The sequence below is a fragment of the Streptomyces sp. NPDC042002 genome, from assembly GCF_055588305.1.
Map to the genome: position 1 here is coordinate 241537 of NZ_JBVJCT010000006.1, position 25771 is coordinate 267307.

Sequence of the window (25771 nt, forward strand, 5' to 3'; positions counted from 1 at the left end):
ACCTGTGTCCCCCTTCCCCCCCCCCCCCCCCCCCCCGGGGGGCGCCTGCCCCCCCCCCCCCCCCCCCCCCCCCCCCCCCCCCCCCCCGGTACCGGGCCGTCTGATGGCCCGCGGCCCCCAGATAGATCTCGTTGAGGGCGACCAGCCGCTGGGTGTCGTCCGCGACCGCCTCGACCATGGTCAGCTCATCGGCGCTGCCCCCGTGCGCCGAGGCGAGCAGCGCGCCCGCGTCCCGGGGCCGGTGCCGCACCAGCACACCCGGATTGCGCCCGGGGTCGGCGTCGATCCCCACCACCGGCTGACCCGCCAGGTACTTGGCGACGTTCGCGACCAGCCCGTCCTGTCCGACCACGACCACCACGTCCTCCGGCGCGAACAGGAAGCGGTCCAAGTCGGCCCGCTCCAGCCGGGCCTGACGCCAGGTCAGCGGAATGGCCGACACCACCGCGGCCAGCGCCTCGCGGGACCGCCGGTGCCGTTCGGCCACCTCCGCGATGTCCCGGCCGCGCGAGGACAGGAAGAACGCCGCCTGCCCGTGCGTGCCGTGACGAGCCGTCAACTCCTCGTACTCGGTGGTCCGATGGACGAGGACGACCCGGGGCGCGAGACTCACGCCGGGTCCCCGGCGGCCCCGTTGCCCAGCTTGGCGAGCAGCCCGGTGAGGACGTCGGGCGAGACGGTGAGGTTCTCGATCCGCGGCAGGTTCTCCGCGAGCCGGGTGCCGGTCAGCGCGTGCAGCGTGGCGACGTCGGCGTCGCCGTGGACCCGCAGCCAGGCCGCCTGCGCCTCGGCCCGCGCCGCGCCGACCTCGCGCGCCGCCTGCGCCTCGGCCCCGGCGAGCCGCACCTTCCGGGTGGCCTCCGCCTCGGCGAGCCGCAGCGACCGGGTGGCCTCGGCCTCCGCCAGCCGGACCGTGCGGTCCGCCTCCGCCCCGGCGCGCACCGCGTCCGCCGCCGCGAGCTCCTCGGCCTCGCGGCGCGCGTTCGTACCGCGCTGGTCGACCAACTGCTCCTCGCGCCGCGCGAGTTCGATCTGGCTGGCGAGTTCGTTCTCGGCGATGGCGCGCTCCCGCTCGACGGCGACCGCCCGGCGTTCGTACGTCGCCTTGTCCGCGTCCTGCTGGATCTGCTCGCGGGCGGGGGTGCGCAGGGCCCGTTCCACCTCGGGCTCCGGGCGCAGCGCGACGACCCGCACCGCGACCACCTCGATGCCGGTCGCCGGCAGCCGGGGTTCGGCGGCGAGGCCGTCCGCGATCCGCTCCCGTACCGCCGCGACGCCGTCCACCAGGGCGGACGCCAGTGACGTACGGGCCAGTACGTCGAGCGCGTGCTGCTGGGCCGTCTCGGTGAGCAGTGATCCCAGCTGCTCCAGCGGGGTGCCGCGCCAGGCGCCGGAGTCGGGGTCTATCGAGAAGTCGATGCGGGAGGCCGCGACCGCGGGGTCGCTGATCCGGTAGGTGACGGTCGCCTGCACCGCGACGTCCTGGAAGTCGGACGTACGGGCGTGGAAGGTCATCGCCAACTCGCGGTCGTCCACCGGGACTTCGGAGAGCGCCGCGGTCAGCGAGCGGTACCAGAAGCTGAGTCCGGGGCCGTCGTGGACCAGGCGCCCCGACATGTGGTGCCGGACATGGGCGGTGGGCGCCCCGCGCAGATGGCGCCAGCCAAGGCGTCGCGTGATGTCGGCCATGAGTACCCCCTCGGCGCCGGGCGGTCCCGGCGGTTCCCCGGCACACATGCTGCCGTTTGTTGTCGTCAGTGAGACGATAATGGGGAACCTGCTTATCGTCAAGGGGACGAAATGAATGAGGTGCGGCTCGGGCGATCCGTGGGTGAACACGCGTCCGGATGGTCAGGATGGATACATGGGATTCCACGTCGACTCCGAGGCCGGGCGGCTGCGCCGCGTCATCCTGCACCGGCCCGATCTCGAGCTCAAAAGGCTCACCCCCAGCAACAAGGACGCGCTCCTCTTCGACGACGTGCTGTGGGTGCGCCGGGCGCGCGCGGAACACGACGGGTTCGCCGACGTGCTGCGCGACCGCGGGGTCACCGTCCACCTCTTCGGCGACCTGCTCGCCGAGACCGTGGCGATCGGGGCGGCCAGAGCGCTCGTCCTGGACCGGGTCTTCGACGAGAAGGAGTACGGGCCGCTCGCCACCGACCATCTCCGGGCCGCCTTCGAGACCCTGCCCGCCCCGGAGCTGGCGTCCGTCCTGGTCGGAGGCATGACCAAGCGCGAGTTCCTGGACGCGCACGCGGAGCCCACCTCCGTGCGCTTCCACGTCATGGACCTCGACGACTTCCTCCTGCGCCCGCTGCCCAACCATCTCTTCACGCGTGACACCTCCGCGTGGATCTACGACGGGGTCTCCATCAACGCCATGCGCTGGCCGGCCCGGCAGCGCGAGACCGTGCACTTCGAGGCGATCTACCGGCATCACCCGCTCTTCCGCGAGGAGGGCTTCAACCTCTGGTCGGAGGGGCAGGCGGACTACCCGTCCACCATCGAGGGCGGCGACGTGCTCGTGATCGGCAACGGCGCGGTGCTCATCGGCATGAGCGAGCGGACGACGCCCCAGGCCGTCGAGATGCTCGCGCACAAGCTGTTCGCGGCGGGCTCGGCCCGCACCATCGTGGCGCTCGACATGCCCAAGCGGCGGGCACTGATGCACCTCGACACCGTGATGACGATGGTCGACGGCGACATCTTCACCCAGTACGCCGGGCTCGGCATGCTCCGCTCGTACACCATCGAACCGGGCGTCGGGGACAAGGAGCTGAAGGTCACCGACCATCCGCCGGAGCACATGCACCGCGCCATCGCGGCGGCGCTCGGCCTCAACGAGATCCGCGTCCTGACCGCCACGCAGGACGTGCACGCGGCCGAGCGGGAGCAGTGGGACGACGGCTGCAACGTCCTCGCCGTCGAACCGGGCGTCGTCATCGCCTACGAGCGGAACTCCACGACCAACACGCATCTGCGCAAGCAGGGCATCGAGGTGATCGAGATCCCGGGCAGCGAGCTGGGCCGGGGAAGGGGCGGCCCGCGCTGTATGAGCTGCCCCGTCGAACGGGACCCCGTATAGGGCCGCGCGCCGGGCCCTGCGCGCGGCCACCCCGAGCCGGAGTGGCGTACGAGCCTCACGGGCTTCACGCGGGGCCGTGAGCGGGCGGGATCCATGGGGCCGTCGAACGGAGTCGAACGAGGGGCCGCATATAAATGCTGGGCGTCGTATAGAATTCCAAGCGTCCGTCCCCGTCCTCGCCCCTCGTCATCCCTGGAGCGCCCCCATGGCGACAGTTCCGACCGCCCTCGCCGGCCGCCACTTCCTCAAGGAGCTCGACTTCACGGAGGACGAGTTCCGCGGTCTGGTCGAGCTGGCCGCCGGGCTCAAGGCGGCCAAGAGGGCCGGGGCCGAGACCCGGTATCTGCGGGGCAGGAACATCGCGCTGATCTTCGAGAAGACCTCGACCCGTACGCGCTGCGCCTTCGAGGTCGCGGCCGCCGACCAGGGCGCCTCGACGACGTATCTGGACCCGACCGGCTCGCAGATCGGCCACAAGGAGTCGGTGAAGGACACCGCCCGCGTGCTCGGCCGCATGTTCGACGCCATCGAGTACCGCGGTGACAGCCAGGCCGCCGTCGAGGAACTGGCCGCCTACGCCGGAGTGCCGGTCTACAACGGCCTCACCGACGAATGGCACCCGACCCAGATGCTGGCCGACGTCCTCACGATGACCGAGCACTGCGCCAAGCCGATCGGCGAGATCGTCTTCGCCTATCTGGGTGACGCCCGTTTCAACATGGGCAACTCGTACCTGATCACCGGCGCCCTGCTCGGCATGGACGTGCGGATAGTCGCTCCGCAGGCCTACTGGCCGGCCGACGAGATCGTCGAGCGGGCCCGCGAACTCGCCGAGAAGAACGGCGGCCGCGTCACCCTCACCGAGCACATCGGCGAGGGCGTGCGGGGCGCCGACTTCGTGGCCACCGACGTCTGGGTCTCCATGGGGGAACCCAAGGAGGTGTGGGCCGAGCGCATCGGTGCCCTCGTCCCGTACGCCGTGACCATGGACGTGCTGCGCGCCACCGGGAACCCGGACGTCAAGTTCCTGCACTGCCTGCCGGCCTTCCACGACCTCGGCACCGAGGTCGGCCGCGGGCTCCACGAGGTGCACGGACTCGACTCGCTGGAGGTCACCGACGAGGTCTTCGAGTCGGCGCACTCCGTCGTCTTCGACCAGGCCGAGAACCGGCTGCACACGATCAAGGCGATCCTCGTCGCCACGCTGGCCTGATCTCTCCGTACGACGTCCGGCGGCCCCGGGACCACCCCTTACCGGGCCCGCCACGCGCCCCCCGAACTCTCGGCTCCGTGGTCGGCCTCCGCGCCATCGGCACGCTCGTCGAGATGGCCACCGTCAACATCGCGGTGATCGCGCCGCGCCGCCGCGAGCCGGGCCTCTCCCGCACCTTCCGGGTACCGCTCCACCCCGTGGTGCCGCTGCTCGGCGTCGGCTTCCGCCTCGATCTGATGTACGAGACCGGCTGGACGACCTGGATCCGGTTCGCCGCCTTCCTCGCGGCCGGATTCCTCGTGTACGTCCTCTACGGGCGCCGCGATTCCCGGCCGGCCCGGACCGGCACCCGCGCCGGAGCCGGAGCCGAGGCCGCTACAGCAGCGGACGCCGCTGAGCGGGAACCACGGGCAGTCTGAACCAGACCGCCTTGCCGGAGTCGGTGGGGCGGTGCCCGCAGGCCGAGCTGAGGGCGCGGAGCAGCAGCAGACCGCGCCCGTGCTCCTGCCAGGGGTCGGGCTCGCCGGGCGGGTGGGGGAGCGTGAGGTCGAGCGGCGGCACCGGGTCCGGGTCGTGCACCTCGACCCGGCAGCCGGTCGGCATCAGCTCCACGACCAGCTCTATCGGCCCGTCTCCCGCGGTGTGCTCGACGGCGTTCGCGACCAGCTCCGCGGTGAGCAGTTCGGCGGTGTCGCTGTCGGCCGCGTGCTCCCGCTCGGCGAGGGCCGTGCGGACCAGGGCGCGGGCGACGGGCACGGCCGCGACGGTGTGCGGCAGCGCGATGCGCCAAGAGGCGGGTGACGGGGTGTCGTGCAATGCGGGTCCGTTCATGGAGCAGGCAGTCCTGCTGACAACCTAAGGAATGGTACGACTCCACCGGGCGAACGCGCTCGGTGGGCTTTCGCGGGACATCGGCCGGTGTGTCCCTTGGGTATCGGGGTCTCCTTTCGGGACGTTCGGTCCGATACGGTGCTGTCTACCCGGACGAACGGTCCCCCTCCCGCGTCCGCTCCCGCCGTTACACGGCTATCGACGATCCGTGACGCGATGACGGATCACGGTCACCTCGCGGCCCCGCCTTCACGACCTGCGGACGCCCTCTCGCGAGACGCGGTTGTCGCTTCACGACTCGCAGTCATCACGTCACGTCATGTAACAGCACGCCGTGTCACGTCGAGCGGCCCCAGGAGGCGGTGCGACCGTCGATTCCCGGACACCGCCCACTGCCCTATCGCGCACTCGTGACGACAGTCACAGATGAGTGATAACTTGGTTGAACAGTCGCATCGCGTCGCCCCCGCCCGAGGAGGCCGCCCGCCATGAGTCCCTTCACCGGCTCCGCCGCCCGCACCCCCGACTGGGAGCATCTGCGGTACGAGCTCACCGACGGCGTCGCCACGGTCACCCTGGCCCGCCCCGAGAAACTCAACGCGCTCACCTTCGGCGCCTACGCCGACCTGCGCGACCTGCTCGCCGAGCTGTCCCGCGAGCGGTCCGTCCGCGCCCTGGTGCTCGCCGGGGAGGGCCGCGGATTCTGCTCCGGCGGCGATGTCGACGAGATCATCGGCGCGACCCTGTCCATGGACACCGCCCAGCTCCTCGACTTCAACCGGATGACCGGGCAGGTCGTCCGGGCCGTACGGGAATGCCCGTTCCCGGTGATCGCGGCCGTCCACGGGGTGGCGGCGGGCGCCGGAGCCGTGCTGGCGCTGGCCGCCGACTTCCGGGTGGCCGACCCGAGCGCCCGCTTCGCCTTCCTCTTCACCCGCGTCGGGCTGTCCGGCGGCGACATGGGCGCGGCCTATCTGCTGCCCCGGGTGGTCGGGCTCGGCCACGCGACCCGGCTGCTGATGCTCGGCGAACCGGTGCGGGCGCCCGAGGCCGAGCGCATCGGCCTGATCAGCGAACTCACCGACGAGGGGCACGCCGACGAGGGCGCGCAGGCGCTGGCCCGCCGCCTCGCCGACGGTCCGGCCCTGGCGTACGCCCAGACCAAGGCGCTGCTCACCGCCGAGCTGGACATGCCGCTCGCCGCCTCCGTCGAACTGGACGCCGCGACCCAGGCCCTGCTGATGAACGGCGAGGACTACGCGGAGTTCCACGCGGCCTTCACGGAGAAGCGGGCCCCGAAGTGGCGGGGGAGGTGAACCCGGGATGCGTGCGGACGCGGGCCGGGAGAGCCACGATGACCGCGAGGAACGGGTCGAGGCCGAGCGTGAGGGCCCTGCCGGGACCGGGGGAGAAGGGCGGGCGGGCGCAGGGCGCGGGAGGCGAGTGGCCGGCGGTGCGATGCGTGTCGCGGTGATCGGCGGGGGACCCGGTGGACTCTACGCCGCGGCCCTCCTCAAACGCCTCGGCCCGGCCCGCGAGATCACCGTCTGGGAACGCAACGCGCCCGACGACACCTTCGGCTTCGGCGTCGTCCTGTCCGACGAGACCCTCGGCGGCATCGAGCACGCCGACCCCGTCGTGTACGCGGCGCTCCAGGCCGAGTTCGTCCGCTGGGACGACATCGACATCGTGCACCGCGGAGTGCGCCACACCTCCGGCGGCCACGGCTTCGCCGCGCTCGGGCGGCGCCGGCTCCTGGAGATCCTGCACGAACGCTGCCGCTCCCTGGGCGTCGACCTGCGCTTCACGGCCGAGGCCCCGCCGGTGGACGAACTGATGGCGGCCTACGACCTCGTCGTCGCCGCCGACGGAGTGCACAGCCTCATCCGCGCGGCCCACGCGGAGGTGTTCCGGCCGTCCGTCGAGGAGCACCGCTGCCGCTACATCTGGCTCGCCGCCGACTTCGCCTTCGACGCCTTCCGCTTCGAGATCGCCGAGACCGAACACGGCGTGATGCAACTGCACGGCTACCCGTATTCGGCGGACGCCTCCACCGTCATCGTCGAGATGCGCGAAGAGGTCTGGCGGGCCTCGGGGTTCGCGGACCTCGACGAGGAGGAGTCCGTCGAGCGATGCGGCAAGATCTTCGCGGACGCGCTCGGCGGACGCCCGCTGCACGCCAACAAGTCGGCCTGGACGACCTTCCGGACGATCGTCAACGACCGCTGGTCGCACGGGAATCTGGTCCTGCTCGGCGACGCGGCCCACACCGCCCACTTCTCCATCGGCTCCGGCACCAAGCTCGCCGTCGAGGACGCCCTCGCGCTGGCCGCCTGTCTGGAGGAACGGCCTTCGCTGGACGAGGCGTTGGCCGCGTACGAGGAGGAGCGGCGCCCGGTCGTCGCCTCGACCCAGCGGGCCGCCCGCGCCAGCCTGGAATGGTTCGAGGACGTCGGCCGCTATCTCGGCCAGCCCACCCGGCAGTTCGCGTTCAACCTCCTCACCCGCAGCCGCCGGGTCACCCACGACAACCTGCGGCTGCGCGATCCGCACTTCGTGGCCGCGGTCGAGCGGGAGCTGCGCTGCCCGCCCGGCACCCCGCCGATGTTCACCCCGCTGCGGCTGCGCGGTCTGACCCTGCGCAACCGGGTCGTCGTCTCACCGATGGACATGTACTCGGCCGTGGACGGCATCCCCGGCGACTTCCATCTCGTCCACCTGGGCGCACGGGCTCTCGGCGGCGCCGGACTGGTGATGACCGAGATGGTGTGCGTCAGCGCGGAGGGCCGCATCACGCCCGGCTGCGCGGGGATCTACACCGGCCGACAGGCCGACTCCTGGCGGCGGATCGTCGACTTCACGCACCGGCAGGCGCCGGGCACCGCGATCGGCCTCCAGCTCGGCCACGCCGGCCGCAAGGGCTCGACACGGCTGATGTGGGAGGGCATCGACGAACCCCTGCCGGACGGCAACTGGCCACTCGTGGCCGCCTCCCCCCTCCCGTACAAGCCGGAAAGCCAGACACCCCGCGAGCTGTCGCGCGCCCAGCTCACCGATCTGCGCGAGCAGTTCACCGCGGCCGCCTGCCGCGCCGCCCGCTGCGGCTTCGACCTCCTCGAACTGCACTGCGCGCACGGCTACTTGCTCTCCGGCTTCCTCTCGCCACTGACCAACCTGCGCACCGACGCGTACGGCGGATCGCTGGAGAAGCGGCTGCGCTTCCCGCTCGAAGTGTTCGACGCGGTACGGGCGGTGTGGCCGGCGGAACGGCCGATGACCGTGCGTATCTCCGCCACCGACTGGGCCGAGGGCGGCACCACCGGGGACGACGCGGTGACGATCGCACGGGCCTTCGCCGCGCACGGCGCCGACGCCGTCGACGTGTCGACCGGCCAGGTCGTGGCGGACGAGCGCCCCGAGTACGGCCGCTCCTACCAGACGCCGTACGCCGACCGGATCCGGCACGAGACCGGGCTCCCGGTGATCGCCGTCGGCGCGATCTCCTCCTGGGACGACGTCAACTCCCTGATCCTGGCGGGCCGTACCGACCTGTGCGCACTCGCCAGGCCGCACCTGTACGACCCCAACTGGACACTGCACGCGGCGGCCGAACAGGGCTACGAGGGGCCGGGCGTGGGCTGGCCGACGCCCTACCGCGCGGGCAGCCGCCCCCCGCGGACCGGCCGCACCGACGCCCCCAAGCCCCGCCTCACCCTGGAGACTTGAGGACCGGCCCGGCGGTCAGGAGAGGCGCGTCCCGCACTCCCGGGCGAGGGCGTCCTGCACCCCCCCGGACGTCCCGCGTGAGCGCGGGCGCGTCCGGTCCGACGGTGATCAAGCCGCCGCGCGAGACATCCCGCGGCGGAGGTCACATGGAGTCGGGGTACCCGGACCACGGGGGCACCCCGGCGAACTCGGCTCCCGCGTCCCGCAGTCGCTCGTGCAGTGCCCGGAAGACGGTGGCCGAGCGGGCGCCCGGCCAGTCCTCGGGGAGCAGCGCGGCGGGCAACCCCGGGTCGGTGTAAGGGAGATGGCGCCAGGAGTCGAGGGCGAGCAGATAGTCGCGGTAGGCATCTTCGGGCGGGGTGTCGGCGCGGCCCTCCCAGGTGCGCAGCACACGCGCGTGCCGGCCGAGGAACGCCTCGTGCTCCTTGGCGATCGCCGTCAGATCCCACCAGCGCGCCACCGCGTCGGCCGTCGCCGCGTACCCCAGATGCTCGCCGCGGAACAGTTCCACGTACGGATCGAGGCGCAGCCGCTCCAGCGTGTGCCGGGTCTCCTCGTACAGCCGCGCCGGGGCGAGCCACACCCCGGGGGCGGCCGTGCCGAAGCCGAGGCCCGCGAGCCGCGAGCGCAGGACGTGCCGCTTCTGCCGCTCCGACTCGGGCACGGAGAAGACGGCGAGCACCCAGCCGTCGTCCTCGGGAGGCGCCGACGCGTACACCCGGCGGTCGCCGTCGTCGAGCAACTGCCGCGCGTCCGGCGACAACGCGTATCCGGCGGCGCCCGCCGCGGTGCGCGCCGGCTCCAGGAGCCCGCGGCGCTTGAGCCGGGACACCGACGACCGCACCGAGGGCGCGTCCACGTCGACCGCGGCGAGGAGCCGGATCAACTCGGCCACCGGCACCGGGCCGGGCGCGAACCGGCCGTACGCGCCGTAGAAGGTGACGATGAGGGAACGGGGGGCGTGTTGCTCTGACACGTTGATCACTCTAGTGCGCGAAGATCACTTGGGATCGCCGCCTGTGGACAAGTCGGCCGCGGGTACGGGAGGTGACAGTACGTCAGCGCCAGTCTCCTCCCGCAGCCTGAACCGCTGGAGTTTGCCCGTGGCGGTCCGTGGCAGCGCGTCCAGGAAGACGATCTCGCGGGGGCATTTGTACGGTGCCAGCTCGGACTTGAGGAAGGCGCGCAGCGCGTCGGCGTCCCGGCGGGCGCCCTCCTTGAGCACCGTGTAGGCCACCACGATCTGCCCGCGCGCCTCGTCGGGCCGCCCGACGACGGCCGTCTCGAGAACGTCCGGGTGCCGCGTCAGCGCGTCCTCGACCTCGGGGCCCGCGATGTTGTACCCCGCCGAGATGATCATGTCGTCGGCGCGGGCCACATAGCGGAAGTAGCCGTCGGGGTCGCGTACGTAGGTGTCGCCGGTGATGTTCCAGCCTTCACGCACGTACTCCCGCTGCCGGGGATCGGCGAGATACCGGCAGCCGACCGGGCCGCGGACGGCGAGCAGACCGGGTTCGCCGTCCGGCACCTCGGTCCCGTCGGCGTCGACCACGCGCGCGTGCCACCCCGGTACGGGCACGCCGGTCGTGCCGGGGCGGATGTCTCCGTCGGCGGCGGAGATGAAGATGTGCAGCAGCTCGGTGGCGCCGATGCCGTTGATGATGCCGAGCCCGGTGCGCCCGTGCCAGTCCCGCCAGGTCGCCGCGGGCAGGTTCTCGCCCGCGGACACACAGCGCCGCAGCGACCCGATGTCGTACTCGGCGGGCTCGGTCAGTTCCGCCAGCATCGCCCGGTAGGCGGTCGGCGCGGTGAACAGCACGGAGACCCGGTGCTCGGCGATCGCGGGCAGCAACTGCTTGGGGCCCGCCTGTTCGAGCAACAGGGAGCAGGCGCCGGCACGCAGGGGGAAGACGACGAGACCGCCGAGCCCGAAGGTGAATCCCAGGGGAGGACTGCCCGCGAAGACATCGTCCTCATGTGGCTGCAACACCTGCTTCGAGAAGGTGTCCGCTATCGCCAGCACATCGCGGTGGAAGTGCATGCAGCCCTTGGGCCGTCCGGTGGTGCCCGAGGTGAACGCGATCAGCGCCACGTCGTCGGCGGCCGTGTCCACCGCGTCGAAGGGCTCGTCGGGGGCGCCGGTGATCCGCAGCAGCAGATCGTCGGGCGCGTCACCGCCGTACGTCGTGACCCGCAGTCCGGGGATCTCCGCCTTGGCCAGGTCGTCGACCGAGCGGATGTCGCACAGGGCGTGGGTCACCCGCGCGATCCCGCACATCGTGCTCAGCTCGTGCGGCCGCTGCTGCGCGAGGACCGTGACGGCGACCGCGCCCGCCTTCAGCACCGCGAGCCAGCAGGCCGCCAGCCACGGGGTGGTCGGGCCGCGCAGCAGCACCCGGTTGCCCGGGACGACGCCCAGCTCGCCGGTCAGCACGTGGGCGATCCGGTCGACGCGGGCCCGCAGCTGTCCGTAGGTCCACGGCGCGCCGGACGGCGTGCGGAACACCGGGCGTTCGGGGTCGGTGTCCGCGAGGAGTTCGGCGGCGCAGTTCAGCCGGACGGGGTAGCGCAGTCCGGGCAGGTCGAAGCGGAGTTCGGGCCACTGCTCGGGGGGCGGGAGATGGTCGCGCGCGAAGGTGTCGACGTGGGCCGAGGGTGCCGGCCCCAAGGTGTCCGCGGGATCCGCTTGATCCGCGGGATCCACAGGGTCCATGGAGGTTCGCCCCCTTGCCTTGGTGGGCGTCGTGGTGGGCTCGCACAAGGAGCGTATCGTGTTGGTGACGACAGTCAACGGTTCGCGATAACGTGGGTGGCGTCCGACGGGGAGAGGGGACGGGCAATGACCGCATTCTCGCTTGATCCGGGGCAGATCGCCTGGTGTGCCGAGCTGCGCACCCTGGCGGCTGAACACCTGCGCCCACTGGCCGACAAGGGCGAGGCGGGCCACGTCAACCGCCCGCTCGTCGCCGAACTCGGCCGACTCGGCCTGCTCTCCCGCCTGTTCACCTCCGGCGCTCTCGACCTCTGCCTGATGCGCGAGTCCCTGGCCCAGGTCTGCACCGAGGCCGAGACGGCACTGGCCCTCCAGGGGCTCGGCGCCCATCCGGTGCACGCGTACGGCACCGCGGCCCAGCGCGAGCGCTGGCTGCCCAGGGTCGCGGACGGCGGCGCCGTGGCGGCCTTCGCGCTGAGCGAGCCCGGCGCGGGCTCGGACGCCGCCGCGCTGGCGCTCCGGGCGGACGCGGACGGCACCGGCGGCTGGCGGCTCACCGGCGAGAAGTGCTGGATCTCCAACGCCCCCGAGGCCGACTTCTACACCGTCTTCGCGCGGACCGCGCCCGACGCCGGAGCCCGCGGAGTCACCGCCTTCCTCGTCCCCGCCGACCGCCCCGGCCTCACCGGCACCCCGCTCGACATGCTCTCCCCGCACCCCATCGGCGCCCTCGCCTTCGACGCCGTACCCGTCACGGCGGACGACGTCCTCGGCGAACCCGGCCATGGCTTCCGGGTCGCCATGAACACCCTCAACCTGTTCCGGCCGAGCGTGGGCGCCTTCGCCGTCGGCATGGCGCAGGCCGCGCTGGACGCGACCCTCGCGCACACGGCACGACGCGAGGCGTTCGGCGGCCCGCTGAAGGACCTGCAGACCGTGGCCCACCGGGTCGCCGAGATGGCGCTGCGCACCGAGGCGGCCCGCCTGATGGTGTACGCGGCCGCGGCGGCGTACGACGAGGGGGCATCGGACGTTCCCCGGCGGGCGGCGATGGCGAAACTGCTCGCGACCGAGACGGCCCAGTACGTCGTCGACGCGGCCGTCCAGTTGCACGGCGCCCGCGCCCTGCGCCGCGGCCATCTCCTCGAACACCTCTACCGCGAGGTGCGCGCGCCGCGTATCTACGAGGGGGCCAGCGAGGTCCAACGGGCGGTCATCGCCAAGGAGTTGTACCGGACGGCTGCCGCACAGAGCCCGGAAGCGGCCGGGCGGACACGGGAAACGGGGTCCGCATGACCGTCGAGCAGACACAGGGAACGGGGTCCGCATGACCGTCCGCCGAGCACAGGGAACGGGGTCCGCATGACCGCCGAGCGCGTCAATCCGCCCGAGCTCTCCCCGCCGACCGGGTTCGCCCACGCCGTCGTCGCCACCGGCTCCCGTGTCGTCTTCCTGGCCGGACAGACCGCGCTCGACGCGGACGGGAAGGTGGTGGGGGAGACCCTGCCCCTCCAGTTCGAACGGGCGCTGGTCAATCTGCTGACCGCGCTGCGGGCGGCGGGCGGCGAACCGGCGGACCTCGCCCGGGTCACGGTCTACGCCACGGACGTCGCCGACTACCGCGTCCACGCTCCCGAACTCGGCCGCATCTGGCGCCGGTTGGCGGGCCGCGACTACCCCGCGATGGCCGTCATCGGCGCCACGCGCCTGTGGGACGAACAGGCACTGGTCGAACTCGACGGCTTCGCCGTGCTGGCGTAGGGCCGCGAGGTAGCGGAGAGAGCGGAACGGGCGGAGATCAGGCCGCGACGGCCAACTGGCCGGCGAACACCCGGTGTGGTGCGATCACGCTGCCGTCGGGGAGCAGTTCGCCGCTGTCGTCGAAGACGATCGCGCCGTTGCACAGGAGGTTCCAGCCCTGCTCGGGGTGGGCCGAAACGATGTGCGGGGCGGCGGCGTCCACGGACGGGCACGAAGACCGGTGTGAGCACATGGTGCACCTCCACGTGGGATGCGAAGAGTGTCGGCGGCGTTGTCGTCGCCCTCGCATACCTAGACCATGCGCGCGCGGCGAACTCACCGGAACAGCCGGTCGTGAAGCGTGACAACACGAGGACAACTCTCGGACGCCCCCAAGACGGACGGTGCCAACTCGCCACCAAAGGGGTGATGATCACCGCCTTCGGGGCCTCGGACCGGTACCTGTTGAGCGCCCCTTCCAGGCCCCCGCTCCAGGAGGTACTCCATGTCATTTCGCCAGGCCGTCGGCACGGCCGCCGGTGCCGCGCTGCTCCTGCTCCTCGCCCCGTCCGCCGTCGCCGTGTCCGCCCCGTACGACACCACCCGGACCGCCCCGTCCGACGAGGTGACCGTCGACCACACCGGCACGGTCGCCGCCGACGGCACCATCACCCTCTCCGGCACCTACCGCTGCACGGGCGCCGCCGGGCCCGTGTTCGTGTCCTCCACGGTGTCCCAGGGCGATCCCTGGGCCAGCCACCCCATCGGCGGCTCCTCGGCGGTCTGCGACGGCGCGGAGCACCGCTGGAGCAACTCGGAGGAGAGCGCGCCCAAAACCCTCGTCCCGGGACCGGCGCACGTCGAGGCCACGGTGTTCGACATCAGCGCCACCGGCCTCCCCCTGCCCTCGGTCCACGCGATCCGGGAACAGGACATCACCGTCGTCCGGGGCTGAACACGTACGAGGCCCAGCGCTGAGCAGGTACGGGAGGGGCCGCCGACGGGGCGGGTCGGCGGCCCCTCCCGCGCCGGGCGGAGACCGGCACCGACCGGTGCCCGGCGCGGTCCCTCGGATGCCACGGGCGTCGCGATGTCAGTCCGTGGCGTCCACGTACGGGCGGGCCAGCCGGCGCAGTGGAGACGTCTTGTCCCACACGTGCCAGCGCGCGCCGCACAGGGGGTCGGTCTCGTAGGTCACCTCCGCCGGGAAGCCGTCGGCCGTGACCCGTTCGGCGGGTGGGCCGGCGAGAGTCCTGCCGCAGTGGGGACAGCGGTCCGGCGTCCGCATGGGATACATGCCCATCGTCATCGCTCCTGTCGTACGCCGGTGTTCGTGCGCGTCAGCGGTCTTCGAGGCGACGGTCCAACGAGGCGTCCCGGCAACCCTTGCCGGTGTCGTCGGTCGAGGGAAGCCATGGCGTCCGGCCGGTGCTGGTGAACGCCGCCCACCCACTCACGGCGGCGGTGTCGCCCTCGCACACCGATACACGCCATGCGTCGGGAGTCCAGGTGAAGATCGCGTCCTGACCGAAGCGCCGCCCCAGTTCGCGTGCCGCGCAGTCACTCATGCCCGCGACGGCGACACTCTCCTCGACGTGCGTGCCGCGCGCGTCGCCTCCTGCCGCCGGCCACCAGGTGAGCCCCTGCCGGGCGAGCTCGCCGAGCAGCAGGCCGTGAGCACGGGCGTTGTACTCGGCGGAGGCGGTACGGCCAAAGGGATTCCAGGCCGTGATCACATGAAGGGCGGTGCCGCCGGCCGGTTCCGGGAAGGGGCCCTCAGCCGTGCCCGGCGAACGCGGCTCGACCCGGACGGTCCTGTCGTGGAAACGGATGTCCACGACAGCGTGACGGTAGAGCTCCCAGTTCTGGGGCGCACCGGGTACGTCGGTCGCGTGCACAAGGGCCTCCTGTGGAACGAAGGACCCCCTTACACGCCGTGCAGGGAGATCGGTGCCTGCCCCCATGGACATGGGGGCACGATGTCGCCCGGAAGGGCACTCACGCGATGTGCGAGTCGGCCGACCGGTGGCTTCCCCGGTCGCACTCGGCCGGGTCGACCGAGCCGCAAGATGTCACGATTCCGGTCCCGGAGCAAGGGGTTTCGGATCATCTTGCCAAGGCCCGTCACGGGTGTCAGTTTCCCCGCTCGGTCAAGAGTTCCAGTGTCAAGTCCCGGCTCGCTGGACGGCATTCCGTCCGTCGCGGATGCTCCGGGGACACGGCCGATCGCCATGCGCGGTGCGTGGGAAACCGCAGATCACCGGGGTGCGGACAGTGTGCTACCGGGGTCCTACGACTCCGGAAGGCTGCCCGAACATGTCCGTTTCCCCCGAGCCCGAGCCTCGCCGCGCGGGTGTGCAGGTCATCGAACTCGCCGCCGCTTGCACGCTGTTCCACACGGCCGAGGCGAACGGCCTCGGTTCGCCGGGGACCGGTGACCTCTTCGATGAACGGCGCGAGGAGCCGGACCCGGGGTCTCCGGAAGTCGAGGAAGGCGCGGAACCCGAGGAGACCACCGAGGACGCGGAGGGGACGGACACGTGCACCTGCGCGCATGGCGGTATGCCTGGCCTCTGCTGGGGCCACGAGGCCGGCAAAAGGCAGTACGCGAAGGTGGAGAACCAGGACGACGAGGGCGACGAGAACGATGACTGCGTCCTGGAGGTTGTCGACGACTTCGCCGAAGGGATGGCGGAGGATTCGATCTACGACCTGAGTGACGTGCTTCCCGGCGGCTTCGACCGGCGCTCGCTCCACGGGCTCATCACCCTCATCGATGTCGCCCAGGCGAGACCGGACAGGGAGAGATGGACCACGGACGGGCCGTGGCAGCTCTGGTGGTTGTCCTGCCACAGCGATGTCGCACGGCCCCTGAGCGCAAGAGACGAAACCGATTCCGATTCCTCCAGTGCCGATTCGGACGAGGAACCGGACGACGGCAGCTACTACGTGTTCCTTCAGAACGAGGACGCCCACACCGTCAAGGTCATCAGGACGCGCGGGTCGGAACAGCACGTGATGTACTCCGCGCCCGCCTGGGGGCCTGGCGGCGAGACCCAGGTCCGTGACACTCCGGAAGCGCTGCGGAGTCTCGTGGATCGGGTGACGGAACAGGTGCGCGAGGCGGGCTTCACGGTTGAGGGCGACTGGACCGTCGACTGGTCGCGTTGCCACGTGCTTCTTGCCAACTGGGACTACTGATGGCCCGGCCCCGGAGGCCCAGCGGGGGACCTTGTTTCCGCCTCCACTGCCAACAGCGCATCCCCCTGCGGCGACGGTGCCTTCCCCACTCGCCCCGATGCTGCTGATCACTTGCGACGGCTGGGACGGGCCTTCCGCACGCATGATCCGCACGCACCGACGGTGCGCACTTGTCCGGGTGAACCTTCGGGGTTCACCGACGTGGTGAGCGTGCGCTTCCTGGCGTTGGCGCTGGTCGGTACCAGGGGCGGGCGGAGGTGAGCGGGCGAGTGAGTGAACCGGTACGGGAGTCGGGCGGAACCGCGGCTGCGGACGGGGGCTCGGACCACGGCACTGAGGCTCCGGGCCCGCCGGAACCGGGGTCGGGCATCATCCGGGTCTTCGGGCGGCAGCTGAAGCGGTTCCGGCTGCGGGCCGCTCTGGAGCGCGCTGAGGTCGGGGCGGGGACCGGGTACTCGGCGTCCACGATCGCGGCGTTCGAGCAAGGGAGGCGGGTGCCGCCTGCTCGCTTCATCGACGTGGCGGACGAACTGCTGGACGCGGGCGGCGTCTTGCGGGAGATGAAGGAGGAGGTCGCGCGGGCGCAGTTCCCGGCGTTCTTCCGCGACGCGGCCCGCTTGGAGGCGGAGGCGGTTGAACTCCACGTGTACGCGAACCAGGCGGTGCCAGGTCTGTTGCAGACGGAGAAGTACGCGCGGGCGGTCTTTCGCATGATGCGGCCCCCGCTGGATGACGCGACCGTCGACGAACGAGTGTCGGGGCGGCTGGCTCGTCAGGGGTTCTTCGCGCGATGTCCCACGCCACTCGCCACCTTCGTCATCGACGAGTCGGTCCTCAAGAGACCGATCGGTGGGCGCCAAGTGCTGCGCGGACAGTTGGAGCAGCTGCGCCTCGTCGGCCACAAGCGAACCGTGGACGTGCAGATCATGCCGCTGGACCGGGAGGAGAATGCGGGTCTGGCCGGCCCCTTCACCTTGATCGAAGCAGGAGATGGACGGAGGATCGCCTACGTTGAGGTGCAGAGCGCGAGCCGGCTGCTCACCGAACGGGCCTCTGTCCGCAGCCTGGAGACCAAGTACAGCAGCCTCAGGGCGCAGGCGCTCACGCCTCATGAGTCGATGGCGTACGTCGAGACGTTGCTGGGAGAGCTATGAAGGCCGAAGGTGTCAGCCAGGGCGATTCTCGCCTGCTCTGGACAAAGAGTAGCCACAGCAGTGAAGAAGGCGGCGAGTGTCTCGAGGCGGCCGCCCACCGTCGCACAGTCCATGTCCGGGACTCCAAGGACACCGCCCGCCCCGGGCTGGCTGTTGGCGCGGGTGCCTGGGCGGTGTTCGTCGGGTACGCGGTCCGCGCAGGCGGCTGAGGTGCGGGGCGCGTTCGTGAACGGCACTTGAGCGCACGGGACTTGGGCCGGGGTGAGGGATCCGCCCCGGACGTGTGCCGCCGCACCGCCTTCCGACCCGTACACGCCCTGGTCGAAAAGTGGTGCGGCGGCGTTCCCGCGAAGGCCATTCAGATGTCCCGGAACTCATGGACGAGGCTTCTGACCTGCGCAAACAACCCTTCTCGAAGATCGTCTTGCACGGTTGTTGCACAAGCCGAACGGTGCAGGAGTCACGCGGCCCGGGTGTAGGCGCTCCGGACCGCGATGCGGACCTTGGAACCGGCTCCCACGACCCGGTGCACGTACTTACGCAGGGTGAACGCGGGATCGGCGTGTCCGAGTCGGTCCGCGAGCGTGTACACGTCTACACCGCCGCTGATCATCATCGACGCGTACAGGTGTCGGAGCGCGTGCATCATCACGTCGCGGGACTTCTCCCAACGTCGTCCCTTCGCGTCGGATTCAAGGGGCTTGATGAGGCCGGCCGACGCTAGGGCGGGCTTCCAGCGGTAGGAGTTGAACCAATTCGACTGAATGGCGGTCTTCTCCCGGGTGTAAAAGATCAGCCGCACCGTGACCGGGTCGCCGCCTTTGCTGCCCCACGGTCGGGTCACCTCGACCGGCGGGTACTTCTGCATGTGCTCGCGCAGGGGGATGGCCACGTCGTCGGTCAGCTCAACCCACCGGTCCTTCGGGTCCTCGTCGTCTCCGCCCTTGGGGAGGGCGTATACGAGGAACGAGCCGTCGTGGACTACCTGCCGTTGCACGTGGACCATAGCGCCGTCCGGATGTGCCCAGTCGATATCTTCTGGTGACAGGCCGAATATTTCTCCTTGCCGAAGACCTAGGCCACGACCACAGTCGACGAGCGCTTTGTAGCGTTCGGGAAGTTCGGCACGGATCTTCTCGGTGTCCTCCCATGTCAGGGTCAGCTCTGCCCGGCCGCCGCCTCCTCGCTTCGGCTTGGCGTCCTGCACCGATTTGGCGAGGCACGGATTTTTGTGTATCAGGCTGTCGTCCACGGCCAGGTCAAAGACAGCCCGAAGGTTGTCGAAGACCAGGCGCAGTGTGGAACTTTCGAGCAGCCTGCGACGGTCGTGCAGCCAGTCCAGCAAAGATGAGGCGTTCACGTCCTTTACGCGCATCTTCCCCACTGCGGTAGGAACGACGTGCAGGAGAATCCGCTCCTTGTGGCGTCGGTAAGTTCGTGGATTCTTGTGTTCGTGCCCCTTGAGCCACGTAAGGGCGAGCTCACCGACCCTGACCTCTCCGGCGCGAGGGTTGATATATGAACCGTCGTCCACCCCGGACCGCATCTTGGTCTCGTGCCTGCGGGCTTCGGCCTCGGTGCGGAACAGCTCTGTCTGTTGGACACCTTCCCGATTGCGCCAACGGGCCTGCCACCGCTTGCCGACTCCGTGATCGGCTGTCGGAACCTTGCCGTGCTCCCGGCAGGCCGACTCTCCGGCTTTCGGACGCGACTTGTGCCAGCGGTCGTACGGCATGGACTCAACTCCTATTTTTCGGCGGGCCTTGCAGTCTCTTGTGGGTTCCCGTCTCAAGGTCGTCATCGAGGCGAGATCTCGTGCCCGCTCATCGCATCCTGAGTTAATGGGATGTTGATCCAGGCGATCCGAAAATGTCAAACGTATTCTTGGGGTCTTTGTGACAAAGGGTGCAGAGCGGTGGGGGAGATCTCACTCGGAGAATCCTCGCTCACATGTCTGCGAGGATTCGACGAGCCCTCGCCGAGGATTCGCCGGTGTCTTCCGAGAGTTCGGGGGAGTCGTAGGCGTTTCGTCGAAAATTCTTCTATTTGGTTCGGCTGGAATTTCGTGTCACTGTTCCGTCTGCCACGCCAGCGGACTATCGCTCACGTGGTTCTTTCCTGCCCGCTCCGAGCCGTTTTGGAGTACCCATGCGTCGAACCACCGCCCTTGTGGCAGAAGCCGCGAGTGGCGCGGGGAGCCGTTGTCCGTTGATGAGTGCTAGGGAACTGGCCGACTTCCTGGGCGTGCCGCTGAACACGGTCTACATATGGAATCACCGACACCAGGGTCCGCGAGCCCACAAGGTAGGCCGCTATTTGCGCTACCGCTGGCCGGAGGTGGAGGCATGGCTGGAAGCTCGGGCGGTGGATCGAGTGGCCTGAATCGGCGAGGACGCCTGTTCGTCTATGCAGGGAGGGCGACAGAACCCGGCGTATAGCTCGGCTCGTCTGCCGCTACCTGCGGCTTTGCCTTGGAAAGGGCCTCTGACCTGCGCCGGAGGCCCTTTCCGGTCTTTCAAGGGCTTGCCGCGTTAGGCCGCGAAAAGTCCCTCGGAAGTCCCTCGGACAGCGCTGAAAGTCCCTGAAAAGTCCCTGGGATGGAGAGACAGGGGGATGGCCCGCGGGGAACTGCCACGCATCGCCGTTCGCAGCCGGGCGAGCATTCTCGTGCTGAGCCAACGGCGTGGCGGACCTCCGTCCGCGCCTCGGGAGGTGTATAGGAAGAGGTCAGTGCGGACGGCGCAGTCCGCAGGGTGAGGCCGAGGTGGTCGATGGCGGGCGGGGCGCATGAGGAGCTGGCGCAGTACGGCCAGCTTGGTGATCTGGGTCTTGAGTTGCTCCGACGTGTCGGTCGTCAGGTGGCAAGATCCCAGGGATTCCCACCGCCCGAAGGTCATGCTGCGTGGACGGACGAGGCCGTCGACGAGCTCCTGTTCGAGATGATCAGCAGGAAGGGCGAGAACTTCCTCCTGACCTGCTTTCTGAAGACGGTCGACGACGCTTCCCTGGAGAAGATGTTCTTCACGTCGATCAGGAATTTCCTGATCGACGAAGCCAAACGTACCGAGCGGGGGAAGCTGCGGCGGCGCTTCGCCGCGCGCCTTGGCGCGGACAGCCGGTTTCGCGCGGTGGCTGGTACTTCGCCCCGATGGGCCCTGACCTCTCACCCACCCGGCGCCGTCTGGCAAGGCGATCTTGATGAACTGGTCAAAGCCGCCTGGGAAGTGCGTGGAGTATGGATCACTGCCTGGAACCACTCCGGGCCGACTCCCAGGGAAACCGTGCGCGCCCTGATGGCCGTACTCACCGGAGTGCTGGAGGCAGCAGGTGGAGCGGTCCGGGAGGAAGAACTGGCCAAGGTTCTTGAAGCCCGCTTCGAGCTGCTCGCTCCTGCCGGGTACACGACGCTGTACGCGGATGATGGCGCGCTCATCGACTCTGCCACCAATCAGGAACACGGGACCGTTCCCGTGGAGGCCGAGACCATAGCCGGGGAAATCTGGGCGGACATGTCCCCGCAGGAGCGGAAACTGCTGTCGTTCCTGGAGGACGATCCGGCGGAAGTCTCCGTCCTGCTTGGACTCGGGCGTCGACAGACGTCCGCGATCATGGATGCGGTGAGTGAGAAGCTCATGCTGGCTCTGACCGCTGCGGGTAGTGATCCCCGAGAGGTAGCCGCAGCGTTGCTGCGCCGCAGCAGTGAACCCCCCTGACGTTCGGCGAGTGACGTCGTTTGTCCATAGTGGGAACAGACCGCCGAGAGGAATGGGGGCCGCCCGATGATCCAGGCATCGAGCAGCGCATATGAGCGGCTTCGCGCTGCAGCTGCCCAGCTGCATGTTCCCGATGCGGTCCGTACCGTGGCGGCGGCAGCGCCGGGTGATCCCCGACCGGGCCAGATCTGGCGCGCTGTGTGGGACGGCGTTGTCGAGGTTGTGGCTATCGCGGCGGTCGATGACACCACGGTGCACGCGTTGCCCGTCTCCCTGGAGACGCGCTTCAACGACCCCGACACGGTGCTGCTGCCCGCCGAGGCTTCCACCTTGGAGCAGCCGCTTGCCCTGTGGTGCGGTCTGGGCAGGCGTCTTCCGTGGTATGTCCTGGACCGGCAGGTCAGTGAGCTGTCCGTTCCCTTGGAAGCCGACGGCTCACCCGCCCCGGATGCCTCTGGGTACCGCTATGGCAGCCCCCTTCCCAGCCCCGCATCGCAGGCGGCCGAGTTCCGCTCGACCCTCGCCGACACCATGGACGTGCTGGCGACGGCGCGCTGGGCGCCTTCGGGCAGCGGCGGTCTGCCTGCCCTGCTGAAGCAGTGCGGCCTGGGCCCCACCGAACTGATCCATCGCTTGAGCATCAGGCCACCGCGCGCCCTCGCGCTGCTGCGCGCGCAGACACCTCTCACCCCGCCCGAAGCCCACCTCCTCGCACCGACCCTGGGCATGTCTGCGGACGCGATCCTGGCTGCCAATCCGCCGTTGCCCGACCGTTTGGTACACGAGCTGAGTCGCCCCGCCCGCCGCCAACAGATCCGTCGGCTCGCCCACCTCACCGGAACCGCTGAACAGGAAGCCCGCCGACAGGCACTCTTTGCCACGCTCACACTGGCAGCGCGTCAGGAGCGCCCTGCGGAAGCGGACTGGCCTGCTCGGGTAGACCGCTATTTCCACGTGCACCTGGGCCCGGAGAGCGAGTGATGGACTACCTGCGCCGCGCCGCGGCCCGTACCCAGGCCAAGGCCATGCTCACCGTCCTGCAGCGCGACCACCCCGGCGCTGCCCAGCGGCTGGGCGACGGCGCCCTTGACGAGCTGCGGCAGTGGCCCGGCCTTCAGGTCAGGGACGTACCCGCCGATCGCTCTGGCGGCGGCTGCAGTGTCTCCGGTGCCTATTTCGCCGGTACTCCCGCCGTCCTCGCCGTCGCCACCTCTGCCAGCCTGGCCCGCCGCGAGTTCACCGGTCTCCATGAGCTGGGCCACCACCTGCAGCAGACCGTGGTGGAGCTGATGGACGTCCTGCTTGCCGAGCCCGACGGTGGCGCCGCCCTGGAGGATGCTGCCTGCGATGCCTTCGCCGCCGACATCCTCCTGCCCGACACACTCACCGATCGCCATATCACTGCCGCCGGCCCCACGGCGGACGCCGCAGTCGCACTGTGGCGGGTGAGCAATGCCTCCCGTATGGCGGCGTGCGTGAAAGCCAGCGAACGCCTCCCAGCTCCCGGTCACATCCTGCTCCTCGATCGCGACGGCATCCTCGCCTTCGGTGCCTCCCACGGCCTGCCCCCACTTCGGCGCGGCAGCGACCAGAGCCAGGTCCCGGTCCTGCGCACGGCCCTGTCGGGCCAGGGACACGCCGAGGGACGTGGCCGGCTTGCCTACCGTGACGGCGCCGTCGCCGGTGAGGAGCTGTACCTGCAGACCGCGGCCATGGACGGCTACGTCCTCGCCGTCGCCGTCACCGACCTCGCGCCTTGGAGGACCTTCGCGCCCTCCGTTCGATACAACGGCCCCGTGGCCGCCAGCTATACCTGCGCACACTGCGGGGAGGACTTCACTTCCTTCGCCCGCGCCTGCGCCCGCTGCGAGTCCGCCCCGTGCCCCGACTGCGACCGCTGCGGCTGCGGCTGCAAGGTGTTCGAGCGCCAGTGCACGGCCTGCTTCGTCGTCCATCCGGCGGCCATGTTCGACGGCGCCAGCAGCCGCTGCCGCGACTGCGACTGAACTCTTGTCACACCCGTCGCGCTACCGCCGAGTTACGTCGTCTGTCCCCAGTGAAGGCACCCACCCCGGGTGCCCCACCACGTACGGGACCCCGGAGCCGGCACCGGGCACCACGATCTACCCGGCCGGCAGAAACGAGCACGACAGCACGATGAACGACAGCACCAAGGGCGCCTTCGATGCCTTCGACGAGGAGCTCAACCTCGATGGCCGCGAGCGCAAAAGCGCCCAGAAGCGGCACAACGAGATCACCGAACACCTGGTGAACGCCGGCCTGGCCATCGCCACCTTCCTGCAGGGCAGCTTCGCCCGCAAGACGATGCTCAAGCCGCTCAAGGACGTCGACATGGTCATCCGGATGCACCCGCGCCTGGAGAAGACCCTGCGTCAGCCCGGCGGCCCCGCCCAGGCGATGAGCCTCATCCGCGAGGTCATCGCCGAGAAGTACCCCGACGCCCTCTTCGACGTGGATGACGCCCCTGCCCACGCCCTCCAGGTCACCTTCGCCGAGCTGGACTTCACCTTCGACCTGGTCCCCGCGCTCGACGTTGAAGACAGCGAGATCGTCTACATCGCTGACAGGGAGAACGACACCTGGGAGTGGTCCAACACCCGGACGCTCAACCGGATCATCAGCACCCGAAACCAGGCCACCGGCGGACGGTTCGTCCACCAGGTCCGCATGCTGAAGTCGTTTAAGAAGGGCAACCCCGTCCTCGACGACACCTGCGGGCTGCTGTGGGAGGCCTTCGCCTACGCGGCCGTCACCGGCCCGCTTGAGCACTCCCAGGCCCTCGCCACCACCCTGGCTCACGCCGCCCAGGCGGTCAACCACCCGGTGCTCGACCCGACCGGTGTTGACGACCTCACCGCCGACTGGACGATCGACGAGCGCGATACGTATGCCACCACGCTGGCCGCCACCGCCCGACGGGCGGCCGAGGCGCGACGCCTGGAAGAGGACGGACAGCACGCTGCGGCCATCGAGATCTGGCACACCTTGATCGGAGACCCGTTCCCACGGTCCGAGTCCCAGAACGCTACCGACGCGCTGCGCGCACTGGCTGCCGGCAGCGTCACCTCCACCGGACGCGCCGTCATCTCCCCGCGCGGGCAGCAGCCCGCGCGACCGGCCCGGTCATGGCGTACCCGCTGAAGGCGGTGCTCGCCGACCCAGGCGCAGCCGCCGAGCACCTGCTCCACGCCGATACCGTCTACGGCGTGGAGCAGGCGGCTGGCCGCGTCGGTCCGGGCGGAGCCGCGCTCCTCGAACTCACCTTGCGCCCGCTGCCCGCCCTGGAACGCGAGAACTACCCCACCGAACGTGTCCGCCTCGTCATCCGACCCGACTACACCGTGCACGCCTTCCCGCTCGACTCGGCCGACCGTGCCTTCAAGCACCGCAACCCGCCGCCGCTGAGGGACTTGTGCCTGCAGTACCCCAGCGATGACGCGGCCCTGCGCTGGATCCCCGAGGACGGCCTGGAGGCGCTGATCACTCTCGTTCACCGACATCTGCTTTACGAAGAGGCTTGGCGCCGCTCAGGCACGTGGCCGGCCGAAGACGCACCACATGGCCAACCCGCCCACGGCACCCACCCGCTGCGTACCGCCGAGACACAACAGGAGGCTCGCCGATGGGCCCGGCACCCTTCACCGCACCAGAAACGGCATCCACATCTGTGATCACGATCCTCGCGCTCGTCCTGGGCTCCTCCGTCGTCGCGGGAGCCCTCGGACACATCCTCACCGGCCTGCGCGCTGGAGCGACCGTCCGCCGAGACCGCTACGCCGCCGCGGTGAAGGTTCTGGTCGCACGTATCGAGTACCCCTACCGGATACGCCGCCGCACCAGCGACGATCCCGAGGTCCTGAGCACGCTCGCAATCACCGGACACGACCTCCAGGAGACCCTCGCAGAGAGCCGCGCCTGGATCGCGACGGAGAGCACGGTACTCAGTGAGGTATTCGACAACTGCCTCACCAACCTCGACGCTGCCTTCAAGCAGGCCTGTAGCGATGCCTGGAACGCCACACCTGTCACCGCCGCCGCCGAGATGAACCTGGGCGGCTTCGGGGTGGGGAACCAGCAGCACATCGTGACCACGATGGAGCGCGCCCTTGGCTACCGCTTCGGGCTCCGACGCCTGATCCCTGCGTTCGTACTTCGGCGCCTTTTCAGGCGACTCCAGCTACTCCGGGCCTGATGCGCGATCCGGTTCCCTACGGCTCGCTGGTTTCGCACGAGCGCTGATGAAGGATGACTGGCTTGCGTTCCCGTAAGCGATCGATCCCGACACATTGAACAACTGATCGTCCGAGCGGTCTGCTGGGCAACGAATCGCCAAGCCTTGCCGGTAACTACCTCCCGCCCGCCTTCATCGGA

Annotated in this window: 27 protein-coding genes and 1 riboswitch; of the genes, 18 read left to right on the top strand and 9 right to left on the bottom strand. The window is 70.1% G+C overall.

Annotated elements, in window-relative coordinates:
- Both ACZ6KY_RS12625 and ACZ6KY_RS12630 read right to left on the bottom strand, forming a co-directional pair.
- Positions 1-613 (bottom strand): hypothetical protein (locus ACZ6KY_RS12625; protein WP_469310304.1); only part of this gene is annotated, 613 nt, incomplete at its 3' end.
- Complete coding sequence (locus tag ACZ6KY_RS12630; RefSeq protein WP_469310305.1) at positions 610-1689, bottom strand: SPFH domain-containing protein; 1080 nt, start codon at positions 1687-1689, stop codon at positions 610-612. The genes ACZ6KY_RS12625 and ACZ6KY_RS12630, both read right to left, overlap by 4 nt.
- A gap of 175 nt (positions 1690-1864) precedes the next feature.
- On the opposite strand from ACZ6KY_RS12630, the gene ACZ6KY_RS12635 reads away from it, so the two are divergent.
- The 3 genes from ACZ6KY_RS12635 to ACZ6KY_RS12645 all read left to right on the top strand — a co-directional run bounded on the left by ACZ6KY_RS12635 (position 1865) and on the right by ACZ6KY_RS12645 (position 4720).
- Entirely contained in the window at positions 1865-3088 is a 1224-nt protein-coding gene (locus ACZ6KY_RS12635; RefSeq protein ID WP_469310306.1) for an arginine deiminase, read from the top strand.
- 205 nt (positions 3089-3293) lie between these two features.
- A complete protein-coding gene (gene argF / locus ACZ6KY_RS12640) occupies positions 3294-4301 on the top strand; it encodes an ornithine carbamoyltransferase (RefSeq protein ID WP_469310307.1) in 1008 nt (335 codons plus the stop codon).
- A 77-nt stretch (positions 4302-4378) separates the two neighbouring features.
- A complete protein-coding gene (locus ACZ6KY_RS12645) occupies positions 4379-4720 on the top strand; it encodes an amino acid permease C-terminal domain-containing protein (RefSeq protein WP_469310308.1) in 342 nt (113 codons plus the stop codon).
- Here the strand turns inward: ACZ6KY_RS12645 and ACZ6KY_RS12650 are convergent.
- Positions 4677-5132, bottom strand: a complete 456-nt coding sequence (locus ACZ6KY_RS12650; RefSeq protein ID WP_469310309.1) for an ATP-binding protein — start codon at positions 5130-5132, stop codon at positions 4677-4679. The genes ACZ6KY_RS12645 and ACZ6KY_RS12650 overlap by 44 nt on opposite strands.
- A 488-nt stretch (positions 5133-5620) precedes the next feature.
- Between ACZ6KY_RS12650 and ACZ6KY_RS12655 the strand changes: the two genes are divergently transcribed.
- A complete protein-coding gene (locus tag ACZ6KY_RS12655) occupies positions 5621-6448 on the top strand; it encodes an enoyl-CoA hydratase family protein (RefSeq protein ID WP_469310310.1) in 828 nt (275 codons plus the stop codon).
- 142 nt (positions 6449-6590) lie between these two features.
- Positions 6591-8858 carry a bifunctional salicylyl-CoA 5-hydroxylase/oxidoreductase gene (locus tag ACZ6KY_RS12660; protein ID WP_469310311.1) on the top strand — a complete coding sequence of 756 codons (2268 nt, stop codon included), beginning with the start codon at positions 6591-6593 and terminating at the stop codon, positions 8856-8858.
- Between the two features lie 142 nt (positions 8859-9000).
- Here the strand turns inward: ACZ6KY_RS12660 and ACZ6KY_RS12665 are convergent, their stop codons facing one another.
- Together ACZ6KY_RS12665 and ACZ6KY_RS12670 are read right to left on the bottom strand one after the other, a co-directional pair.
- Positions 9001-9843 carry a PaaX family transcriptional regulator gene (locus ACZ6KY_RS12665; RefSeq protein ID WP_469310312.1) on the bottom strand — a complete coding sequence of 281 codons (843 nt, stop codon included), beginning with the start codon at positions 9841-9843 and terminating at the stop codon, positions 9001-9003.
- Positions 9844-9858: 15 nt separating this feature from the next.
- On the bottom strand, positions 9859-11571 hold the full coding sequence (locus ACZ6KY_RS12670; protein WP_469310313.1) for an AMP-binding protein: 1713 nt from the start codon (positions 11569-11571) through the stop codon (positions 9859-9861).
- Positions 11572-11697: 126 nt separating this feature from the next.
- On the opposite strand from ACZ6KY_RS12670, the gene ACZ6KY_RS12675 reads away from it, so the two are divergent.
- Both ACZ6KY_RS12675 and ACZ6KY_RS12680 read left to right on the top strand, forming a co-directional pair.
- Positions 11698-12867 (top strand): acyl-CoA dehydrogenase family protein, encoded by a 1170-nt coding sequence (locus tag ACZ6KY_RS12675; protein ID WP_469310314.1) that lies wholly within the window; start codon positions 11698-11700, stop codon positions 12865-12867.
- A 66-nt stretch (positions 12868-12933) separates the two neighbouring features.
- Positions 12934-13332: a RidA family protein gene (locus ACZ6KY_RS12680; RefSeq protein WP_469310315.1), complete on the top strand. Its 399-nt coding sequence runs from the start codon at positions 12934-12936 to the stop codon at positions 13330-13332.
- A gap of 37 nt (positions 13333-13369) precedes the next feature.
- Here ACZ6KY_RS12680 and ACZ6KY_RS12685 read toward each other — a convergent pair whose 3' ends face one another.
- Positions 13370-13564 carry a DUF5999 family protein gene (locus ACZ6KY_RS12685; protein WP_392181343.1) on the bottom strand — a complete coding sequence of 65 codons (195 nt, stop codon included), beginning with the start codon at positions 13562-13564 and terminating at the stop codon, positions 13370-13372.
- A 252-nt stretch (positions 13565-13816) separates the two neighbouring features.
- Here ACZ6KY_RS12685 and ACZ6KY_RS12690 point away from each other — a divergent pair, with 252 nt between their 5' ends.
- A complete protein-coding gene (locus ACZ6KY_RS12690) occupies positions 13817-14266 on the top strand; it encodes a DUF6299 family protein (protein WP_469310316.1) in 450 nt (149 codons plus the stop codon).
- A gap of 138 nt (positions 14267-14404) precedes the next feature.
- Here the strand turns inward: ACZ6KY_RS12690 and ACZ6KY_RS12695 are convergent, their stop codons facing one another.
- Positions 14405-14614: a hypothetical protein gene (locus tag ACZ6KY_RS12695; RefSeq protein ID WP_469310317.1), complete on the bottom strand. Its 210-nt coding sequence runs from the start codon at positions 14612-14614 to the stop codon at positions 14405-14407.
- 37 nt (positions 14615-14651) lie between these two features.
- Positions 14652-15209: a DUF3293 domain-containing protein gene (locus ACZ6KY_RS12700; protein ID WP_469310318.1), complete on the bottom strand. Its 558-nt coding sequence runs from the start codon at positions 15207-15209 to the stop codon at positions 14652-14654.
- A 250-nt stretch (positions 15210-15459) separates the two neighbouring features.
- Positions 15460-15570: riboswitch (SAM riboswitch) on the top strand.
- A gap of 57 nt (positions 15571-15627) precedes the next feature.
- Between ACZ6KY_RS12700 and ACZ6KY_RS12705 the strand changes: the two genes are divergently transcribed.
- The 3 genes from ACZ6KY_RS12705 (at position 15628) to ACZ6KY_RS12715 (ending at position 17875) form a co-directional block, all read left to right on the top strand.
- Complete coding sequence (locus tag ACZ6KY_RS12705) at positions 15628-16512, top strand: hypothetical protein (protein ID WP_469310319.1); 885 nt, start codon at positions 15628-15630, stop codon at positions 16510-16512.
- A gap of 269 nt (positions 16513-16781) precedes the next feature.
- Positions 16782-17666: a helix-turn-helix domain-containing protein gene (locus tag ACZ6KY_RS12710; protein WP_469310320.1), complete on the top strand. Its 885-nt coding sequence runs from the start codon at positions 16782-16784 to the stop codon at positions 17664-17666.
- Positions 17663-17875, top strand: a complete 213-nt coding sequence (locus tag ACZ6KY_RS12715; RefSeq protein ID WP_469310321.1) for a DUF397 domain-containing protein — start codon at positions 17663-17665, stop codon at positions 17873-17875. The genes ACZ6KY_RS12710 and ACZ6KY_RS12715 overlap by 4 nt, the downstream gene beginning before the upstream one ends.
- 251 nt (positions 17876-18126) lie before the next feature.
- Here ACZ6KY_RS12715 and ACZ6KY_RS12720 read toward each other — a convergent pair whose 3' ends face one another.
- Complete coding sequence (locus ACZ6KY_RS12720; RefSeq protein ID WP_469310322.1) at positions 18127-19401, bottom strand: tyrosine-type recombinase/integrase; 1275 nt, start codon at positions 19399-19401, stop codon at positions 18127-18129.
- Between the two features lie 476 nt (positions 19402-19877).
- Between ACZ6KY_RS12720 and ACZ6KY_RS12725 the strand changes: the two genes are divergently transcribed.
- The 7 genes from ACZ6KY_RS12725 (at position 19878) to ACZ6KY_RS12755 (ending at position 25592) form a co-directional block, all read left to right on the top strand.
- Entirely contained in the window at positions 19878-20048 is a 171-nt protein-coding gene (locus ACZ6KY_RS12725) for a helix-turn-helix transcriptional regulator (protein WP_343234907.1), read from the top strand.
- Positions 20049-20437: 389 nt separating this feature from the next.
- Positions 20438-21379, top strand: a complete 942-nt coding sequence (locus ACZ6KY_RS12730) for a hypothetical protein (protein ID WP_469310323.1) — start codon at positions 20438-20440, stop codon at positions 21377-21379.
- 66 nt (positions 21380-21445) lie between these two features.
- Positions 21446-22360, top strand: a complete 915-nt coding sequence (locus tag ACZ6KY_RS12735; RefSeq protein ID WP_164253245.1) for a hypothetical protein — start codon at positions 21446-21448, stop codon at positions 22358-22360.
- Positions 22360-23385, top strand: a complete 1026-nt coding sequence (locus tag ACZ6KY_RS12740; RefSeq protein ID WP_469310324.1) for an ImmA/IrrE family metallo-endopeptidase — start codon at positions 22360-22362, stop codon at positions 23383-23385. The genes ACZ6KY_RS12735 and ACZ6KY_RS12740 overlap by 1 nt, the downstream gene beginning before the upstream one ends.
- 151 nt (positions 23386-23536) lie before the next feature.
- Positions 23537-24541 (top strand): nucleotidyltransferase domain-containing protein, encoded by a 1005-nt coding sequence (locus tag ACZ6KY_RS12745; protein WP_164253247.1) that lies wholly within the window; start codon positions 23537-23539, stop codon positions 24539-24541.
- Positions 24526-25071, top strand: coding sequence for a hypothetical protein (locus tag ACZ6KY_RS12750; RefSeq protein WP_164247437.1), 546 nt, complete (start codon positions 24526-24528; stop codon positions 25069-25071). Before ACZ6KY_RS12745 ends, ACZ6KY_RS12750 begins: the two co-directional genes overlap by 16 nt.
- A complete protein-coding gene (locus ACZ6KY_RS12755) occupies positions 25068-25592 on the top strand; it encodes a hypothetical protein (protein ID WP_164253248.1) in 525 nt (174 codons plus the stop codon). The genes ACZ6KY_RS12750 and ACZ6KY_RS12755 overlap by 4 nt, the downstream gene beginning before the upstream one ends.
- Positions 25593-25771: the final 179 nt, after the last annotated feature.

Excerpts from the sequence above, each read along its gene's own strand:
- ACZ6KY_RS12650 (WP_469310309.1), bottom strand. The coding sequence starts at position 5,132 with ATGAACGGACCCGCATTGCACGACACCCCGTCACCCGCCTCTTGGCGC.
- ACZ6KY_RS12735 (WP_164253245.1), top strand. The coding sequence starts at position 21,446 with ATGATCCAGGCATCGAGCAGCGCATATGAGCGGCTTCGCGCTGCAGCT.
- ACZ6KY_RS12635 (WP_469310306.1), top strand. The coding sequence starts at position 1,865 with ATGGGATTCCACGTCGACTCCGAGGCCGGGCGGCTGCGCCGCGTCATC.
- ACZ6KY_RS12630 (WP_469310305.1), bottom strand. The coding sequence starts at position 1,689 with ATGGCCGACATCACGCGACGCCTTGGCTGGCGCCATCTGCGCGGGGCG.
- ACZ6KY_RS12660 (WP_469310311.1), top strand. The coding sequence starts at position 6,591 with ATGCGTGTCGCGGTGATCGGCGGGGGACCCGGTGGACTCTACGCCGCG.
- ACZ6KY_RS12705 (WP_469310319.1), top strand. The coding sequence starts at position 15,628 with ATGTCCGTTTCCCCCGAGCCCGAGCCTCGCCGCGCGGGTGTGCAGGTC.
- ACZ6KY_RS12695 (WP_469310317.1), bottom strand. The coding sequence starts at position 14,614 with ATGGGCATGTATCCCATGCGGACGCCGGACCGCTGTCCCCACTGCGGC.
- ACZ6KY_RS12670 (WP_469310313.1), bottom strand. The coding sequence starts at position 11,571 with ATGGACCCTGTGGATCCCGCGGATCAAGCGGATCCCGCGGACACCTTG.
- argF (WP_469310307.1), top strand. The coding sequence starts at position 3,294 with ATGGCGACAGTTCCGACCGCCCTCGCCGGCCGCCACTTCCTCAAGGAG.
- ACZ6KY_RS12740 (WP_469310324.1), top strand. The coding sequence starts at position 22,360 with ATGGACTACCTGCGCCGCGCCGCGGCCCGTACCCAGGCCAAGGCCATG.
- ACZ6KY_RS12750 (WP_164247437.1), top strand. The coding sequence starts at position 24,526 with ATGGCGTACCCGCTGAAGGCGGTGCTCGCCGACCCAGGCGCAGCCGCC.
- ACZ6KY_RS12685 (WP_392181343.1), bottom strand. The coding sequence starts at position 13,564 with ATGTGCTCACACCGGTCTTCGTGCCCGTCCGTGGACGCCGCCGCCCCG.
- ACZ6KY_RS12715 (WP_469310321.1), top strand. The coding sequence starts at position 17,663 with ATGAAGGCCGAAGGTGTCAGCCAGGGCGATTCTCGCCTGCTCTGGACA.
- ACZ6KY_RS12655 (WP_469310310.1), top strand. The coding sequence starts at position 5,621 with ATGAGTCCCTTCACCGGCTCCGCCGCCCGCACCCCCGACTGGGAGCAT.
- ACZ6KY_RS12730 (WP_469310323.1), top strand. The coding sequence starts at position 20,438 with ATGGCGGGCGGGGCGCATGAGGAGCTGGCGCAGTACGGCCAGCTTGGT.
- ACZ6KY_RS12745 (WP_164253247.1), top strand. The coding sequence starts at position 23,537 with ATGAACGACAGCACCAAGGGCGCCTTCGATGCCTTCGACGAGGAGCTC.
- ACZ6KY_RS12680 (WP_469310315.1), top strand. The coding sequence starts at position 12,934 with ATGACCGCCGAGCGCGTCAATCCGCCCGAGCTCTCCCCGCCGACCGGG.
- ACZ6KY_RS12725 (WP_343234907.1), top strand. The coding sequence starts at position 19,878 with ATGAGTGCTAGGGAACTGGCCGACTTCCTGGGCGTGCCGCTGAACACG.
- ACZ6KY_RS12720 (WP_469310322.1), bottom strand. The coding sequence starts at position 19,401 with ATGCCGTACGACCGCTGGCACAAGTCGCGTCCGAAAGCCGGAGAGTCG.
- ACZ6KY_RS12675 (WP_469310314.1), top strand. The coding sequence starts at position 11,698 with ATGACCGCATTCTCGCTTGATCCGGGGCAGATCGCCTGGTGTGCCGAG.
- ACZ6KY_RS12690 (WP_469310316.1), top strand. The coding sequence starts at position 13,817 with ATGTCATTTCGCCAGGCCGTCGGCACGGCCGCCGGTGCCGCGCTGCTC.